General features: G+C 58.9%; 13 protein-coding genes. 4 read left to right on the top strand and 9 right to left on the bottom strand.

The genetic code is table 11. The features are described from left to right. Position 1: 1 nt before the first annotated feature. The 5 genes from SBC1_RS32715 to SBC1_RS32695 form a co-directional block, all read right to left on the bottom strand. On the bottom strand, positions 2-1234 hold the full coding sequence (locus SBC1_RS32715; RefSeq protein ID WP_165104462.1) for an acyl-CoA dehydrogenase family protein: 1233 nt from the start codon (positions 1232-1234) through the stop codon (positions 2-4). A 24-nt stretch (positions 1235-1258) separates the two neighbouring features. Next, on the bottom strand, positions 1259-2194 hold the full coding sequence (locus SBC1_RS32710) for an ABC transporter substrate-binding protein (protein ID WP_165104461.1): 936 nt from the start codon (positions 2192-2194) through the stop codon (positions 1259-1261). Between the two features lie 139 nt (positions 2195-2333). Beyond that, the gene (locus SBC1_RS32705) at positions 2334-3923 is read right to left on the bottom strand and encodes a rhodanese homology domain-containing protein (protein ID WP_165104460.1); all 1590 of its coding nucleotides are present in this window, start codon (positions 3921-3923) and stop codon (positions 2334-2336) included. Further along, complete coding sequence (locus SBC1_RS32700) at positions 3920-4516, bottom strand: cysteine dioxygenase (RefSeq protein WP_165104459.1); 597 nt, start codon at positions 4514-4516, stop codon at positions 3920-3922. The genes SBC1_RS32705 and SBC1_RS32700 overlap by 4 nt, the downstream gene beginning before the upstream one ends. A 14-nt stretch (positions 4517-4530) precedes the next feature. Next, complete coding sequence (locus tag SBC1_RS32695; protein WP_165104458.1) at positions 4531-5607, bottom strand: LLM class flavin-dependent oxidoreductase; 1077 nt, start codon at positions 5605-5607, stop codon at positions 4531-4533. A gap of 535 nt (positions 5608-6142) precedes the next feature. On the opposite strand from SBC1_RS32695, the gene SBC1_RS32690 reads away from it, so the two are divergent. The 3 genes from SBC1_RS32690 to SBC1_RS32680 are packed head-to-tail and all read left to right on the top strand — an operon-like array spanning position 6143 to position 10205. Then, complete coding sequence (locus SBC1_RS32690) at positions 6143-7798, top strand: OmpA family protein (RefSeq protein WP_165104457.1); 1656 nt, start codon at positions 6143-6145, stop codon at positions 7796-7798. 17 nt (positions 7799-7815) lie between these two features. Further along, the gene (locus tag SBC1_RS32685; RefSeq protein ID WP_165104456.1) at positions 7816-9342 is read left to right on the top strand and encodes a hypothetical protein; all 1527 of its coding nucleotides are present in this window, start codon (positions 7816-7818) and stop codon (positions 9340-9342) included. Beyond that, complete coding sequence (locus tag SBC1_RS32680; protein WP_241202311.1) at positions 9339-10205, top strand: hypothetical protein; 867 nt, start codon at positions 9339-9341, stop codon at positions 10203-10205. Before SBC1_RS32685 ends, SBC1_RS32680 begins: the two co-directional genes overlap by 4 nt. 179 nt (positions 10206-10384) lie before the next feature. Here the strand turns inward: SBC1_RS32680 and SBC1_RS32675 are convergent, their stop codons facing one another. From SBC1_RS32675 to ahpC, 3 genes are all read right to left on the bottom strand, one after another. Further along, positions 10385-10882, bottom strand: a complete 498-nt coding sequence (locus SBC1_RS32675; RefSeq protein ID WP_165104455.1) for a hypothetical protein — start codon at positions 10880-10882, stop codon at positions 10385-10387. 264 nt (positions 10883-11146) lie between these two features. Next, positions 11147-12736: an alkyl hydroperoxide reductase subunit F gene (gene ahpF, locus SBC1_RS32670; RefSeq protein WP_165104454.1), complete on the bottom strand. Its 1590-nt coding sequence runs from the start codon at positions 12734-12736 to the stop codon at positions 11147-11149. 140 nt (positions 12737-12876) lie between these two features. Further along, a complete protein-coding gene (gene ahpC / locus SBC1_RS32665; RefSeq protein ID WP_165104453.1) occupies positions 12877-13440 on the bottom strand; it encodes an alkyl hydroperoxide reductase subunit C in 564 nt (187 codons plus the stop codon). A 298-nt stretch (positions 13441-13738) separates the two neighbouring features. On the opposite strand from ahpC, the gene SBC1_RS32660 reads away from it, so the two are divergent. Further along, entirely contained in the window at positions 13739-14434 is a 696-nt protein-coding gene (locus SBC1_RS32660) for an NADPH-dependent F420 reductase (protein ID WP_165104452.1), read from the top strand. 51 nt (positions 14435-14485) lie between these two features. On the opposite strand, the gene SBC1_RS32655 is transcribed toward SBC1_RS32660, so the two are convergent. Continuing rightward, on the bottom strand, positions 14486-16141 hold the full coding sequence (locus SBC1_RS32655; RefSeq protein WP_165104451.1) for an ABC transporter substrate-binding protein: 1656 nt from the start codon (positions 16139-16141) through the stop codon (positions 14486-14488). Positions 16142-16349 lie beyond the last annotated feature (208 nt).

The following is a 16349-nucleotide window of genomic DNA, read 5'->3' as shown; positions in this document are numbered from 1 at the left end:
CTTAATTAGAATCAGAAGAGTTGGCGTGGTACGCTGCCAATCCCGCGAAGGCGGCGCGTCCGAGTGCGCCGAGCAATGCGTCGTTTTGCGGCGTATGAATGCGCGAGCACAGCACGTCGCGATGATGACGTTCAAGCGCATTGTTGCGGCTCAGCCCTGGATTGCCGCTTGCCTCGACTGCGAGTTCGACGGCGGCGATCGCGTTCTGCGTCACGAGGTATTTGATCGCGGGTGCTTCATGCAGCGGAATGTTGCCGTGCGCGCCGGCGCCCAGCAGCACGCGGTTGTTAAGCAGCAATGCATCGATACGGCCAAGTGTCTGCTGGAAACTGCCCAGGCTCGACAGCGGTGCAGCCAGGTTGGCGGGTTTGCGATTTGCGGCCCAGGACGCAAACCAATCGCGCGCAGACCGGGCGACGGCGTCGTAGATCGACGACAGCAGCACGTTCATCCACAGCGTGGTGAGCGGGTCCATGCCGCTCGCGGCGATCTCGGGAGAATTGAGGTCGACTGCATGAGCAGCGGGAACACGCACATTCTCGAAGATCACTTCGTGACTGCCGGTTGCGCGCATGCCGAGGTGGTTCCATGGCTCACCGAACCGAATGCCGGGTGTGTCGCGATGCACGAGGAACGTTCCTACGCGCGGCGAGCTTTCGTCGGTGCGGCCCCAAACAGCGAACCATGTCAGGCCAGGACTGCCGGTCGAATAGATCTTGCTGCCGTCGAGAATCCACGCGTCACCGCCGTTGGTCAGACGTCCGATCGTACCGGGCAAACCGCCGCGCGAGGGCGAGCCCAGCTCGGGCTCTACACGCAGCGAGTTGATGAGCGCGCCGTGTTCCACTGCGTCGCGCGCCACCTGTTCCTTTATCGATCGAGGCCAGTTCGGGTTGGCCTGCAGGCGCAGATGATAGAGACACTGCATCACGAGGATCAGCGCCGTGGACGGTTCACCGCGGGCAACAGCGCGCACTACTTTGAGCACTTGCGGGAGTGTCGCCTGCCGGCCGCCGAGCGCTTTCGGCACCGTCAGCGCAAGCAAGCCCGCGCTGCGCAAACGCGCGAGGTTATCGTGGGGAAAGAGGGCGTCGCGATCCAGCGCTCCGGCGCTCACAGCGAAATCCTGAGTGAGCGCGGCGAGCCATTGATCGGCGGCGGTGCTGTCGAGATCGGCGAGGGAGTCGAGCGCAATCGGGTCGTGCAAGGCAGTGGGCGGATGCCGTACGGTCATCGGAAGGTCCGTTATCTACGAGTGTCAATGCGCCGTGAACTGGGCGTCGAAACTTGGGGTTACATCGAGCGTCGTCTTGATCACACCCGCGCGAACGTAGAGATCGGCGGTGCGTTGCTGCTCGGCGATCACCCCGCGGTCGATCGCAATCGGCTTCAATTGCGCCCGCTGATAGACGACCTTCAGCACGTCGGCGGGCAGGTGAGTGACGCGTGACTGGATCGCCGCGACCTCGTCGGGATGTGACAGCGCCCATTGTTGACCGGCCGCTACGCGACGCACGAAATCATCGATTTGCGCACGCTTGGTCTTGATTGATTCATCGGTGGCGGCCTGGAAGCTCAGCCCCGATGAAAGCCCCACGCCATTCGCCACGCTACGATTGTTATCGTGCAGTTCACCGAGCGCGACATACGGGTCCCATGTAGACCATGCATCGACGTTGCCTGACTCCAGAGCGGACTTGGCATCGGCGGGTTGCATGAATTCCAGTGTCACTTCAGAGAGCTTGATGCCCGCGCGCTCCAGCGTCGCGATGGCCAGAAAATGGCCGATGGAACCGCGCGTAGTCGCAATGCGTTTGCCTTTCAGATCGGCCGCGCTTTTGATGGGAGACCCGGCCGGCACGAGAATCGCGAGGTCGACCGGTTGCGAGCGGGTTGCCGCCACCGCGCGTACACGGGCACCGGCGGCGTAAGCGAAGATCAGCGGCGCATCGCCGAGACCGCCTATATCGATTGCGCCTGCATTCAAGGCTTCACCGAGCGGTTGCGCGGCGGGAAAGTTGAACCACTCGATCTTGTACGGCACGCCTTTCAACTGGCCGGATGCTTCGAGAATGCCGCGTGTCTGCAACTGCTGGTCGCCGACTTTCAGAACAGGTTCGGCCACCGAAGCAAGAGGACGCAACGCGGTGAATGCGGTCAGCGCGGCGATCAACAGGAGGCTGCGTCGTTTCATGAATCTTCCATGCAGGGAAAAGGATTCACGATACGATTCCCCGCGGCATTAGACAAACGCGTTGTTCTGCTTTGCTAATCGCCGGAATTGGAATGACGCGGATTGGGCCGCGTCATTACTCATGCTTCAATCCTTCGCTTCAGATCACGAAGAAGCCATGCGTGCCGTCACGTTCGAGTTGCGCGACGAGGCCGTACTCCCACTCAAGGTACGCGTTCATTGCCTCGGGCGGAGCATCAGTGCCTTCATACGGACGCCGATACCGGTCGATACGTGGCGACGCCAGATGCGTCTCGCCCTTCGCGAGCGGCAAGCCTGCCGCGGTCCATGCAGCGGTACCGCCTTCGAGCAGCAGCACCGGCTTCGATGTGAGCGCCGCCACTTCCGGTCCGGCGAACGCTGCAAGCGCGCTTGATCCGCACGTGACCACGTATTGCTTTGCGTCGGGTAACGCGGGCAGGTCGAGCGCAAGCCGCGAGCGCACGGTCCACCAAGCGCCGGGAATGTGTCCCTTCACATGATTGGCGCTAGCCGTGAAGTCGAGCACGAGGGTCTGGCTCGCGGGATCGTCGAGCAGCGCGGCAAGTTCGTTCGCGGTGATCGTGGGCGTGGCTGCGGGCAGTGGTTTTGCACCGCGCCACGGGCCTTGTTCGGTCAACTCGGCGCTCGTTGCATCGTCTATCACATACGCGTCGATGTTCATCTGCGCGAGCCATGACGCCGTCATGTTGGCGCGCACGCCGTCGTCGTCGAACAGGACCACGCGGGCACCTCGGACTGGCGCGAACATCTCCGTTTCCTGCACGAGCTGGCCGCCCGGTGCGCCTTGAAAACCCGCTGCATGCGCGTGTTCGTATTCGGCCGGCGCGCGGACATCGAAGCGATAAGTAGTGCGTTCCATGTCCTCCGACCAGCGTTTCGCGTCCGCGAGTATCGTGCGTTTCACGCCTGCGCGATCGGCAACGGCCCGCGCTGATTCGCGCGAAGAGGGGTCGGCGCGTCCGTCGTCAGTGGCGAACTGCCGTGCGCTGCCATGGGCGAGCGACTGGCCCGCGAGCAACCAGCCGATCGTGCCGTTGCGCAACGCGGCCACCGGGTTCGGAATCCCGGCATTCACCAGCGACTGCGTGCCTATAATGCTGCGCGTACGCCCCGCGCAATTCACGATCACGCGCGTCTTGGGATCGGGTGCGAGCGCACGGGTCCGCAACACGAGTTCAGCACCCGGTACGCTGATGCTGCCGGGGATATTCATCGTCTGATATTCATCGTAGCGGCGCGCATCCAGCACAACCACGTCCTCGCCGCTTTTAAGCAGTGCATCGACTGCTTCAGCCGATAACGCCGGCGTATGCCGCTTCGCTTCCACGAACTCGCCGAACGCTTTGCTGGGCACGTTGACATCGCGGAACACTTCTCCGCCTGCGTGTTCCCAGCCTTTGAGGCCACCTTCGAACAACGCAACGTCGGTATAGCCGAGTTCTTCGAACCGTCGCGCGGCGCGTTCCGCGAGACCATCGCCGTCATCGAGCAGAACGATCGGCACGCTCTTGCGTGGCAGCTTCGTAAAGGCTTCGAGTTCGATCTTCGACAACGACAGGTTCGCTGCAAACAACGGATGACGTTGCGCGTGCGGATCTTCTTCACGGACATCGAGGAATGCAATTTCGCGCTTTGAAAGCAGGGCGTCGCGTACTTCGTTGAAGCTGCGCTGGGGGATGGCGCTCATGAGTCGAGTCGTTCCTTCGAGAGGTTCCAGAGGTTGGGGAGCGTGTCGTTCGTGTAGCCGGAGACGAACGGTTTTGGCGGACCGTCAGGGGGATAGACGTGTCGCGAGATGCCGCCGATGTTCGCACCGTACACGTGAATGCTGATGGACACGCGGTCGTCGAACGCATTGCTCACGCGATGGATATCGCCGATGGAAGGCGATACCGCTGCTACCGAGCCTCGCTCGAGCAACTGGTCTTCGGCCGATATGACGAGCGCTCCGTGGTCGTTGCGTGCATACGAGCGCGCGATTTCCGCGCCGCGTAATACGCCGACGAGACCCCATACCGTGTGATCGTGAACGGGCGTTTGCTGACCCGGTCCCCACACGAAGCTGACGACCGAAAAACGTTGGCGGCCATCGGCGTGAAGCAGGAATTGCTGATAGCGATCAGGTGATGGTTGCGCGTAGGCATCGGGCAGCCAGTCGTCTTCGGCTATCAGCTTGCTTAGCGCAACTGCACCGTGTTCAAGCAGGTGCGCTTCAGGCAAATCTTTATCGACGAGTTGCGCAATCTCGCTGATGAATCCGCGCAGTTTTTCATGGCTCATCGTTTAGTGTAGCTTCACGCCGCATGCGCGATTTGCGAGGTCAGTTCACGCGTAGCCGGAATCAACTCACGTCCGTAATCGAGCGCATCTTCCAGGGGATCGAAGCCGCGAATCAGGAAGGTGGTGACGCCTAGCGCGTGATATTCGGCCAGCGTCTCGGCCACTTGCGAAGGCGTGCCCACTAGCGCTGTCGAATTCGACCGGCCGCCAATCTCCTTCGCCACGCCAGTCCATAGTCGATCGTCCGCACGCACGCCATCGCCTGCTGCAGCCAGCAGGCGGCGCGCGCCTTCGCTTTGCTGCGGTGTTGCTTCACCGAGACCTTGCTCGGCACGCAGCCGCCGCGTTTCAGCAAGAATATGTTCGGCGCGTTCCCACGCGGCCTTTTCCGTTGCAGCAAGAATTGGCCGGAACGATACGGAAAAGCGCACGTTGCGGCCATGTTTTGCCGCTTCGGCGCGAACGCGGGTCACCTGTCCGCGCACCTGTTCCTTCGATTCGCCCCACAGCGCGTAGACGTCCGCATGCTTGCCCGCGACTTCGATAGCCGGTGCCGATGCGCCGCCGAAATAGATCGGTACATACGGGGCTTGCTTGGGCTTGACTTCGGAGAAAGCTTGTTCGAAGCGGTAGTAGCGGCCCTCGTGATCGAAGGGTTTGGATTCAGTCCACACGCGTCGAAGGATCTGCAGATATTCGTCGGTGCGTGCGTAACGTTCGTCGTGCGAAAGATAGTCGCCGTCGCGGCGTTGTTCGACGTCGCTGCCGCCTGAGATGAAGTGGACTGCGAGGCGGCCGCCGCTTAGCTGATCGAGTGTGGCGAGCTGGCGTGCCGCTAGCGTAGGGGCAACAAATCCTGGGCGATGCGCGAGCATGAAGTGGACGCGTTGCGTGACTGCAGCGGCGTAAGCCACTGTCAGCATGGCGTCGGGGCTGGTCGACTGATAGGGCACAAGAATGCGGTCGAAGCCGGCTTTCTCGTGCGCCTGGGCGAAGTCTCGGAGGTAGTCAATATCAATTGCCGGACCGCGGGCCAGATACGTCTCCGACACTTTTTGCTGCTGGATCATGCCGATGAATTCGACGCTCACGAAAGACGCTCCTCGTTGATTCACACGGTGAGGCAGTGCGTGAAGAGACGCTTCAGGACGCTGCCGATAGATTCAAAGGCTAACATCGGCTGACTCAGATCTTAAATATCAAAACGAGCTAAAGATATGGGGGGAGGATGAATGGGGGGCGTGGAAAAGTGCGCGCCGTGGCGGTCGATCGTCCGTTTATTGTAAAAAAAAGATACTCCGAGTTGCGAGTTCGATGGGCCACCGCCTTTAGCGGTTTGCCTCAAACCCCGCTTTAACTTGATCTAGCGTTAAGTTTGCAAGCACGCATTGCGACCGGGGCCTGGGATTGCCGCGCACATAAATCCACATAAATCACTAGCCCTTGTGATATCAAGTGAGCCGCTTTTCAAATTAACGCTAAGGTTTATTTCTTCCCTGCCGTTAACGTTGAAGGCACCGGCTAATTGATGGGAAAGACACAGCACGACGATAAGCGTGTTGGTTCTTGAATCGACATCGATCCGCATTCTTGAAGAATAAATAAACGATGTCTGAGGGGTTGTTAATGAAAGATATAAGGGGAGCCAAATCAATTTGGCTGGCCACAGCGACTGTTTTTGCCGTTTCCGGCTGTGCAGGTCCAGGAATGCAGCAATCCGGCGGTGGCGACGATGCCAACAATTCCGGCAACGACCTGAACGTATTTGAAAGTACTTTCGCCGATCCAGACCCTTGCGCCAATAACAGCAGGAATATCGGGGTTGCCGTCGGGGTGGGACTTGGCGCGATTCTCGGAGCGGTCGTCGGTAACAAAAACAAGGTGGCCGGCGCCGCAATTGGCGCCGCTGCTGGCGGGTTAGCCGGGGGCATGGTGGGACATGCGCTGGATAACCGTCGATGCGCGCTTTCGAAAATCGCCCAAAAGCACAATCTGGTTTATTCGTCGCAGACACTGGAAGCAAAGGTTCCGGAAACGGGCAAGACAGAACAGGTCGGCACGACATTTACGCTTGTCGACGCGCCAAGCCACGCACAGTTCGAAACCGGATCGGCAGTCTTGACTCCCGAGGCCAAGATCTATTTTGGCGAAATCGCTGAACAATACCGCACGTCGGTTCGCGTCTCCCAAGCCTCCGGACAGGCGGATCAGGCTGCAGCTGCGAACGCCAAGATTTTACTTGTCGGTCACACGGACGACACGGGCAATTCCTCACTGAACGCGGACCTATCCGAGCGCCGCGCACGAGCAGTTGCCCAACTGTTTTCATCGCATGGAATCGCGGCTCAGAACGTGTTCTATCAAGGTGCTGGCGAAACACTGCCAGTCGCGGATAACCACACCGTAGAGGGTCGCGCTGCAAACCGCCGGGTGGAGATCGTCGACCTGACCGGGGCGCGCCCCGATATCCTCGACAGCTATGTTGGCAGCCGGCAGCCAAAGTACCAGTACTATCGAGCTGCATCAGTCCATGACGCCTCGGGGCCTGACACTGTGGTGGCTTCGGTCAAGCCCGCAACTCCTCGATCAAAGCCAGCCAAAGCGCGTGCCACTCCAAAGACGACGGAATCGGTCGCTGGTGCGCCTGTCAATGGCGTGACGCCATCGGATTCAAATGTGAACTCCAGCGTCTTAACGAGCAACGCGGCCGACGGCATCGACTTCGGTTGGACTGAAACTAATCCGACCTCGCTCGGACTTCAGTTCGCCATGATGCCGGCGCAAACATCGTCGTTTTTCTTTTCATCAGCTGTTGCCGATGAAGTCCCTGTTTCAAAGAGCTGCCTGAACGATAGGCCCCGGATATCGAAGTCGATTAAATCAGTCGCTAACGATCAGGCGGTCCCGGTTCGCGATCATTTGCAAAATCTCTACGGCAGTAGCTGGGGTGCGTCCTTGAACGGACAGTATCTCGCGTTAAAAGACGTCTCGGTCCTCAAGAACGGGACTGCGCCTGGCGCAAAGCCAACGTTGATCGTCTGGAAAGACTATGAACAAAACGGCGGACTTTCCGGACCCCCGCAATTGCGATTGTCACCTGACGTCAATGCTTATGCTGTGAAGGAGGGGGTGCTGTACCGCGTGTTCGTCAAGCAGCCAGGTATCTTCGACTGCGCCGACATTCTCTTCTCGAAAGGCCGGGCATCATCGGGCGAATTGGTGCGCGGAAAAGGCGGGAAGTATTTCACAGTGAATTACGTGCCAACCATTGCACGAACTTAAGAAGAGGGCCGTAACTCATGATGGAATTTATTCAGGCAAACCTAAGCTGGCTTGTGGGATGTGTAGTGGCAGTCCTGCTTGCAATCGGAGCTTTTTCATTTCGCTCGACGCTTGAGTTCTGGTTAAATCATTGGAAATACACGTTTCCGGTCGTTGGAAAGACGGCACGGCTAGCGCGCAGTGGTGTCCACGATCGAAGCGGTTGGACTGACTCAGAGCGCACGCTTTGCGGCGACTACAACAAGTTCATCTCGTACTTGTCGAAGGCCGAATTCAGCAAGCGTAACGAGTACCTCGCCAAGTCGGATGACAGCGGCCGCTCACCCACTCCGCTTTGGTTGCTGACATTGCTGTCGGTGCTGGTTATAGCGGAAGGGCTGGGGTTCTCCTATCTGCTGGGAAGCTGGATGGCAAGGGATGGCAGCGCGAACACGCATACGTTGCTGATGCTCGCTATCGTCTTTGTATTGTGCGTGATCATGGTGTTCCTCACACATGTCGCCGGACATCAACTTTACCGGTCTAATCTCGTCGCGCGTTGCCGCAAGCAATGGAAGCAGGACAATTCACAGCCGCGTTTTTCAAGCCGGAAGGTGAAACTCGATGACGATCAGTCTGTTGACAGTGCGGAGCCGGATTACACGCAAACCGCGAATCGCGTAGGGACGGACCATAGCTACTTCATGGTCGGGCTGACGGTTGCTGTCATCATCGTTATCGCGGGTACGTCGACGTGGATGCGCTGGAGCAATTTGAATGCAGAGCAAACCCGTGAGGCGATGGGAACCAGTCAGGGCGCCGATGTGGGTAATCCGTTTGCTACCGCGCCCGTGATTCCCGCCGAACTCTCTTCGAGCCAAAAGGCGGCGGACGATCGTGCGAAGGCTGAAGAAAGTTCATCGACACGAAGCGAAGGTGCGGCCGCTTTCATCACGCTCGGCGTTATCTTTGTAGTTACGCAGATCGTGGGCATATTCGGGGGCTTCGCGTGGGGTTTTGGCGGCCGTGAGAGTCTCGCTGCATGGAAGACGACGAAGGGTTTCAAAACGTTCGAAGACTACAACAACTACTACGCGCCCTTTCGATCCATCGCTCAGTCGCAACTTGAAAATCTGCAGAAAGCAATGGCTGAGCATGCGGACATAGCGGGTAAATCTTTTTCGAAGACCTTTCGCGATTACGTCATTGAACAGCGCCAACTGGCCGACCTGGACGGCGCTCCGCTGGTTGCCATTTCGCCTCCCAAAAGCGCGGGGAAAGCTGAAACGACCTTGCTTGACAAGGGCGTGACGAACACTGCGTCAGGATCTCACGCCGCTGCAATCGCTCCGGTTGCCGTGGCAGATGCTTCTCTACGAGACCTGGATGCAATCGTGTCTGAAATCGAAGCCACGTCCGATGTTAATCGGAAGAAGCAGCTCGTCCTGCAGCTCGACGCACCGATTCGCGCGAAGGTGGTCGATGAATTGAAACTGCGCAAAGAACGCGCCGAGCAAAACAGGGCGACTCTCGACAACGAGTTGGACGATCTCTTTAAAGCATGAGCAAGAATCCAATGTCAAAACGCGCCGCTTACCTTTTCGTCGCCGCTGTCTTTGGTCTCGGCGCAGACGTTGCCTCGGCCGGCGTCGTGAACGATGTTCCCAGTTGCTATCTGGCGAATCATTTCAAGTTGCCGAGCGCTAGGCTTGAGCAAGAGTTTTTCCTGGCAATCGATCAAACCACGGTTTTTGACGATCGCCTGCGTGCGCAGATCGTCGATAACGCGCTTAGGTCGGTGCGGCCGGCGAGCGCTTACACGGTGATCGATTTTTCGGCATTTTCGCAGGGACGATACACAGAGGTCGTCACCCGTGGGGTGGTTGAGGCGCGGTTCCCTGAGAAAGACCGGGATGACGTGAGCGAGCGTGCCCTGCGAAGTTTTGATGCATGCATGGGAGGGCAGGCCGCGTTTGCCAAGAAATCGATAGTCGCGACGATCCAGCAGATAGAAGCTGGCGCAACCAGCGATCTGGCGAAGTCAGATATTCTCGCTGCGTTGAAGGATATGGGCGACAAGATCAGGACGTCGCCTGCGTCGGACAAGGTCCTGTTCCTGGCGTCCGACATGCTCGAGAATTCATCCATCTCGAGTTTCTATTCACACAATGCAGTGCGCAAGATCGACCCGGCTGCCGAGCTCAAGAAAGCGGTAGCAGCGGGATTGATTGCAGACTTTGGCGGTGCCCGGGTGTACGTCCTTGGCGCAGGACTTCTGACGGAGGACGCGAAGAAGACGAAAGTTTATCGGGACCCGCTAACCATGGCTGCCTTGAAACAGTTTTGGAGCGAGTACTTTAAGCAATCGAACGCTAACCTGGTGGAGTTTGGCGAACCCGCGTTGCTTGGCGCGGTGGGAACTAACTAAGACGGTCTGGTGACGGAGCGGGAGGCCGCGCACGGGCAGCGTCTTGGGGGTTTGCTGCAGCCTTCCGTTTCGAGCCAACAGCTGCGCCAGCACTGGCGAGGCAGAGATCGGCTGTTTTAGCAATTCTTCGATCCAGACACTCGCTCGATTGTTGTGCTGTGTCCGCCGCCGAACGGCGCTTATGTCCCCTTGCTCTTCCCCGACTTCGCACTAGCTGGCGAGCGCGCTCGCCACCGGCTAGTCGTCTCCTTCCCGGCGACCTCATCCATTGCCACAGCAATCAACTCGACCCGTTGCTCACGCGTAAAACTCGCGTAAGAGACACCATCGATCACGCCATGTTTTTTCAAGAGATGAACCGCAGCCGACCGGTTCGCCTTCTCGAGTTCCAGGTCTTCCTGCGCGCTGAGCAACGCCGCCGTCAAACTCGCGACCGCGGCTTTTTCCTGTGCGACGTCGAATTTCATGAGGTCCATCTTGACGTCGAGATCGGGCCCGTTCGCCGCCGTCCTGAGCTGCAATTGCGTCAGTTCGCGTTTCAAGTCGCCTTCCCGGCGAAGCGCGCGTTCGAGCTTTTGCGCCATGCCGGGGTTTGACCGCCCGTGGCCGCGAAAGAACGTGCTGAAGGTGTTTCCGAGAATTCCCATACCGTCATGACCTCGAGATGATGTGTTCATCGACAAGTGCTGTCCGATGGCCGCAGGTGGGCACTCGCCGTGAGAACAGAGTCTCACCCTTGGTATCTACGGCAACTCGGGACAATTCTTTAGGCAATTTACGGACCGCCTAATTAACGGCATTTTTTACACGTTGTAAGCTTGAGAAAAGACGAAAAAATGCCCGGCAATCAACATGATAGGAGATTGTCGGGCATTTCAATACAGCATTAGGATCGAAGTTTAAACAGCTATCCGTAAGGTGAAACGCGTCGCGCGACTGTTTCAGGCCACCGCTTCGTCGACTTCAGCTTCAACCGTTTCCGTCTCCGAATTCCGGATCAGGTAATCAAACGCGCTAAGCGACGCTTTGGCCCCTTCGCCGACCGCGATCACGATCTGCTTGAACGGCACGGTGGTCACATCGCCGGCCGCGAACACGCCCGGCACCGACGTCGCGCCCCGCGCATCCACCACGATCTCGCCGTGACGTGACAATTCGACGGTGCCCTTAAGCCATTCCGTATTAGGCACCAGCCCGATCTGAACGAAGACGCCTTCCAGCTCGATATGCTTCGTTTCGCCCGAACTCAGATCCTTGTAAGAAAGACCGTTGACCTTCTTGCCGTCGCCGGTGACTTCCGTGGTCTGAGCCTGCGTGACGATGGTCACGTTCTTCAAGCTGCGCAGCTTGCGTTGCAGCACGGCGTCGGCACGCAACTCCGTACCGAATTCGAGCAAGGTCACCGCGCTGACCAGTCCGGCCAGATCGATTGCCGCTTCAACGCCGGAATTGCCGCCGCCGATCACCGCAACACGCTTGCCCTTGAACAGCGGGCCGTCGCAATGCGGGCAATACGCCACGCCGTGATTGCGATATTCCTTCTCGCCCGGCACGTTGATTTCGCGCCAGCGAGCGCCCGTGGCAAGCACGATCGTCTTCGCTTTCAGCACCGCGCCGTTGGCCAGGCGCACTTCGTGAATCTTGCCGGGCACAAGCGCTTCGGCGCGCTGCACGTCCATGATGTCAACGTCATAGCTCTTCACGTGCTGCTCGAGCGCGGTGGCGAACTGCGGTCCTTCGGTCGCTTGCACGGAGACGAAGTTTTCGATGGCGAGCGTATCCAGCACTTGTCCGCCAAAGCGTTCAGCCGCCACGCCGGTCGAGATGCCCTTGCGCGCCGAGTAGATGGCAGCCGCTGCGCCGGCAGGTCCGCCGCCGACGATCAGCACATCGAATACGCCTTTCTTTTCGAGTTCCTTCGCGGCGCGAGCGCCAGCGCTGCTATCGAGCTTCGCGAGAATTTCCTTCACGCCAGTGCGGCCTTGCCCGAACACTTGACCGTTCATGTAGACGGTGGGGACGGCCATGATCTGGCGTTGCTCGACTTCATTCTGGAACAACGCGCCGTCGATGGTGACCTGGCGGATACGCGGATTGATGAGCGCCATCACGTTGAGCGCCTGCACGACTTCCGGGCAGTTCTGGCACGACAGCGAGATATACGTTTCAAACTCATAGTCGCCGTCGAGCGCGCGGATCTGTTCGATCACCGCGTCGTCGAGTTTGACCGGATGACCGCCGGTCTGGAGCAGCGCCAGAACCAGCGACGTGAATTCATGGCCCATCGGGATGCCCGCGAAACGGATACCCGTGGGCTTACCCGGTTCGCCGATGGAAAACGACGGCTTGCGTTGCGCATCGTCGCGCTTTTCGATCACCGCAATGCGGTCCGACAGCGTGGCGATTTCATGCAGCAGGCTTTGCAGCTCGATGGATTTCGGCGAGTTGTCGAGCGAAGCGACGATCTCGATCGGCCGGCTGACCTTTTCCAGATACGCTTTCAACTGAGTCTTGAGGTTGGCTTCCAGCATGGCGATTCGAGTCCGTGTGACGAGGGTTTTTATTAATGCAAGGAATGCGGGGCGAGCGTCACCCGGGCCGCGAGCAGCCCGGGTACATCGCTTTACAACCAGGATTTAATGCAGGATTTACGGCAGCGAGGATTTAAAGCTTAGATCTTGCCAATCAGGTCGAGCGACGGGGTCAGCGTTTCAGCGCCCGGCGTCCACTTCGCGGGGCACACTTCGCCCGGGTGTGCTGCCACGTATTGGGCTGCCTGCACCTTGCGCAGCAGTTCGCCAGCGTCACGGCCAATGCCGTTGTCGTGGATTTCGCACAGCTTGATCTCGCCTTCCGGGTTGATCACGAACGTGCCACGCAGCGCCAGGCCTTCTTCTTCGATCAACACGTCGAAGGCGCGCGAGATGACCAGCGTCGGATCGGCAATCATCGGATACTTGATCTTGCCGATTGTGTCCGACGTGTCGTGCCATGCCTTGTGCGTGAAGTGGGTGTCGGTCGACACGCTGTAGATTTCCACGCCCAGCTTCTTGAATTCTGCGTAACGGTCGGCCAGATCGCCGAGTTCCGTCGGGCAAACGAACGTGAAGTCAGCCGGGTAGAACACCAGGACGGACCATTTGCCCTTCAGGCTTTCGTCGGTCACGGTGGTGAAGTCGCCGTTGTGATAAGCGTTGGCTTTGAACGGTTTGACCTGGCTGTTGATGATCGGCATTGCGTATGTCCTTGTGTTAAGTAGTTAAGTGGTAAGGAGTGAACGAAGTATGAAGGGAGACGCCCAATATGGAAAATCGAATGATTTAATGGGGTCGATGTGGTGAGGCTATCAGGGTTAACGCGGCGGAGTGAGGCGGCTGAACCAGGCGACTCACAAGGGCGCCGCACTAACGGGGCCGCATTTTATCGTTACCTGGAAGCTGCTGCCAGTACTGGAATCGCCGCCAGTGTCAACAACGGCGGGCATGCGCGTTGCACGCATCCCGCTTTAGCTAACTGAATCAACAGGAGGGTGTATGAAAATCGGCATCATTGGCGCGGGGAATATTGGCCGCGTGCTGGCGCTGCGCTGGGTCGAGAAGGGTCATGAGGTCCTGATCGGCAATTCGCGAGGGCCGGATACGCTGGCCGAGGTCGCGGGCGAAACCGGCGCGAAGCCGGCCGAACTCGCCGACGTGGTACGCGGCGCTGCCGTGATCGTGGTCACGATCCCGGAAAAGAAAGTGCTGAATTTGCCGGCAGGCCTGTTCGACGATGTGCCGGAAACCACTGTCGTGATCGATACCGGCAATTATTATCCGCGTGAGCGCGATGGCCGTATCGAAGAGATCGAGTCCGGCATGATGGAAAGCGCATGGGTCGCGCAGCAGATTGGGCGTCCGGTCATCAAGGCTTTCAACAACATCTACGCGGCGCATTTGCGCGATCTCGGCAAGCCTGAGGGCACGCCGGGACGCGTGGCGTTGCCGGTCTCGGGCGATAACGCCGACGCGAAAACCGTCGTGATGCAACTCGTCAACGAGATGGGCTTCGATCCGGTGGATAACGGCGGTATTGACGACTCGTGGCGTCAGCAGCCGGGCACGCCGGTCTACACGAAGGATTTCGACAAAGAGGCCCTGAAGGCCCATTTGCAGAAGGCAGAGCGGGATCGCAAGCCACAATGGAGCGCAACGGACAAGAGTCCCGGCAGCTTCGATCACCCCGCATGAAATCGTACGGCGACAGGCCTTTCAAAGGCCGTCGCCTTGAATCTCGCGTCATCAGTCGAGCGAAATGCCGTCGAAGCGATGACCGCCCAGCGGGCTGATCTCGTATCCTTTGACGTCCTTCGTCATCAACTGGAACGCGTTGGCGTGGGCGATTGGCGTGTACGGAACCTGGTCCTTGAACACAACCTGCGCCTGCTCGTACAGCTTGGTGCGCGTCGGCTGGTCGGTGATCAGCCGCGCTTTCCCGAGCAGATCGTCGAATTGCTTGTTGCACCACTTCGCCACGTTGCTGCCATGCACCGCGTCGCAGCCGAGCGTCGTGCCGAGCCAGTTGTCCGGGTCGCCGTTATCGCCCATCCAGCCGTAGAGGATGGCGTCGTGCTCGCCGCCTTCTTTCGCGCGCTTGTTATATTCGGCCCATTCGTAGGTCACGATGTTCGCTTTCACGCCAATCTTCGCCCAGTCCGATTGAATCAATTGCGCCATCAGGCGAGCGTTCGGGTTGTAACCGCGCTGCACGGGCATGGCCCATAACGTGATCGAAAAGCCGTTCGGAAAGCCCGCTTGCTTCAGCAGTTCACGGGCCTTCGCAGGATCATAAGGCGCATCTTTCAACGCCTTGTTATACGACCATTGCGACGGCGGCATTGGATTCGAGGCCACGGTCGCAGCGCCTTCGTAGACGCTCTTCAAGATGGCCGGCTTGTCGACGGCCATGTCCAGCGCGCGACGCACCAGGACGTTATCAAGCGGCTTGTGGGTGGTGTTATAGCCGACATAAGCCACGTTGAAACCTACGCCCGAGAGCACCGCGAGGCTAGGGTTACTGCGGGCGGTCTGGATGTCGGCGGGGCGCGGGAAGGCCGTCATCTGGCATTCGCCGCTTGCGAGTTTCTGCATGCGCACGGCGGCGTCCGGTGTGATCGCGAACACCAGTTTCGCGACATGCACGTCCTTCTTGTTCCAGAAGTCCGGATTCGCGTCGTAGCGGATGGTCGCGTCTTTCTGATAGTCGCGGAATACGAATGGCCCCGTGCCCACGGGCTTCTGGTTCAAGTCCTCGGTCTTGCCTGCCTTCAGCAACTGATCGGCGTATTGCGCCGACACAATGGAGGCGAATTCCATTGCTATGTTGCGCACGAACACCACGTCCGATGTGTGCAGCGTGAAGCGCACTGTGTAGTCGTCGAGTTTTTCAACCGATGCAATGTTCTTGTCGTAACCGAGATCGCTGAGATACGGGAAGCTCACCGGATGCGCTTTCTGGAACGCATTGTCCGGGTCGATCATGCGTTTGAACGTGAAGACGACGTCGTCTGCGTCGAAGTCTCGCGTGGGCTTGAACCAGGGCGTGGTCTGGAACTTGACGCCGTGCCGGAGATGAAACGTGAAGGTCTTCGCATCGGGTGACTCGTCCCATGATGTGGCCAGACCGGGCACCAGATCGAGCGAACCGCGCTGGAATTCGACCAGGGTGTCGTAGACTGCGTGCGCGCCCGCGTCGAAGTCCGTGCTGGTGGTGTACTGCGCGGAATCGAAGCCCGCCGGACTGCCCTCCGAACAGAACACCAGGGTCTTGCCCGCCGCGTGGGCGGTGCCGGCGAGCGCGCCAAAAGCGCAAAAAGCGGCAAGTGTGCAAACCGCGGTGCGGGCCAGCGCGCGGCCTTGCGCGACGAACGAGTCGAGTGTCAGGCTGTGATGGGGCATGTAAGGTCGGTGAAGGTTAAGAGGCGCACAACGGGCGTATCTAAGTAATCATGTACTTTACCAATCACGGAATTTTTGACGAAGCGATACGTTCTTCTTTAGATATGTCGAAATCAGTTGTCTGGACTTGGGGTGGTTTCATGCAGCGTGTCAGGCGGCCATGGATCCTTCCGGCCTGCGGGCTGCAAATATTTCCCGGGCGTTTTAA

The organism is Caballeronia sp. SBC1, from assembly GCF_011493005.1.
Taxonomy (GTDB): domain Bacteria; phylum Pseudomonadota; class Gammaproteobacteria; order Burkholderiales; family Burkholderiaceae; genus Caballeronia.
The sequence above is the reverse complement of the archived record's forward strand: the minus strand, read 5'-3'. Positions and strand labels throughout refer to the sequence as shown.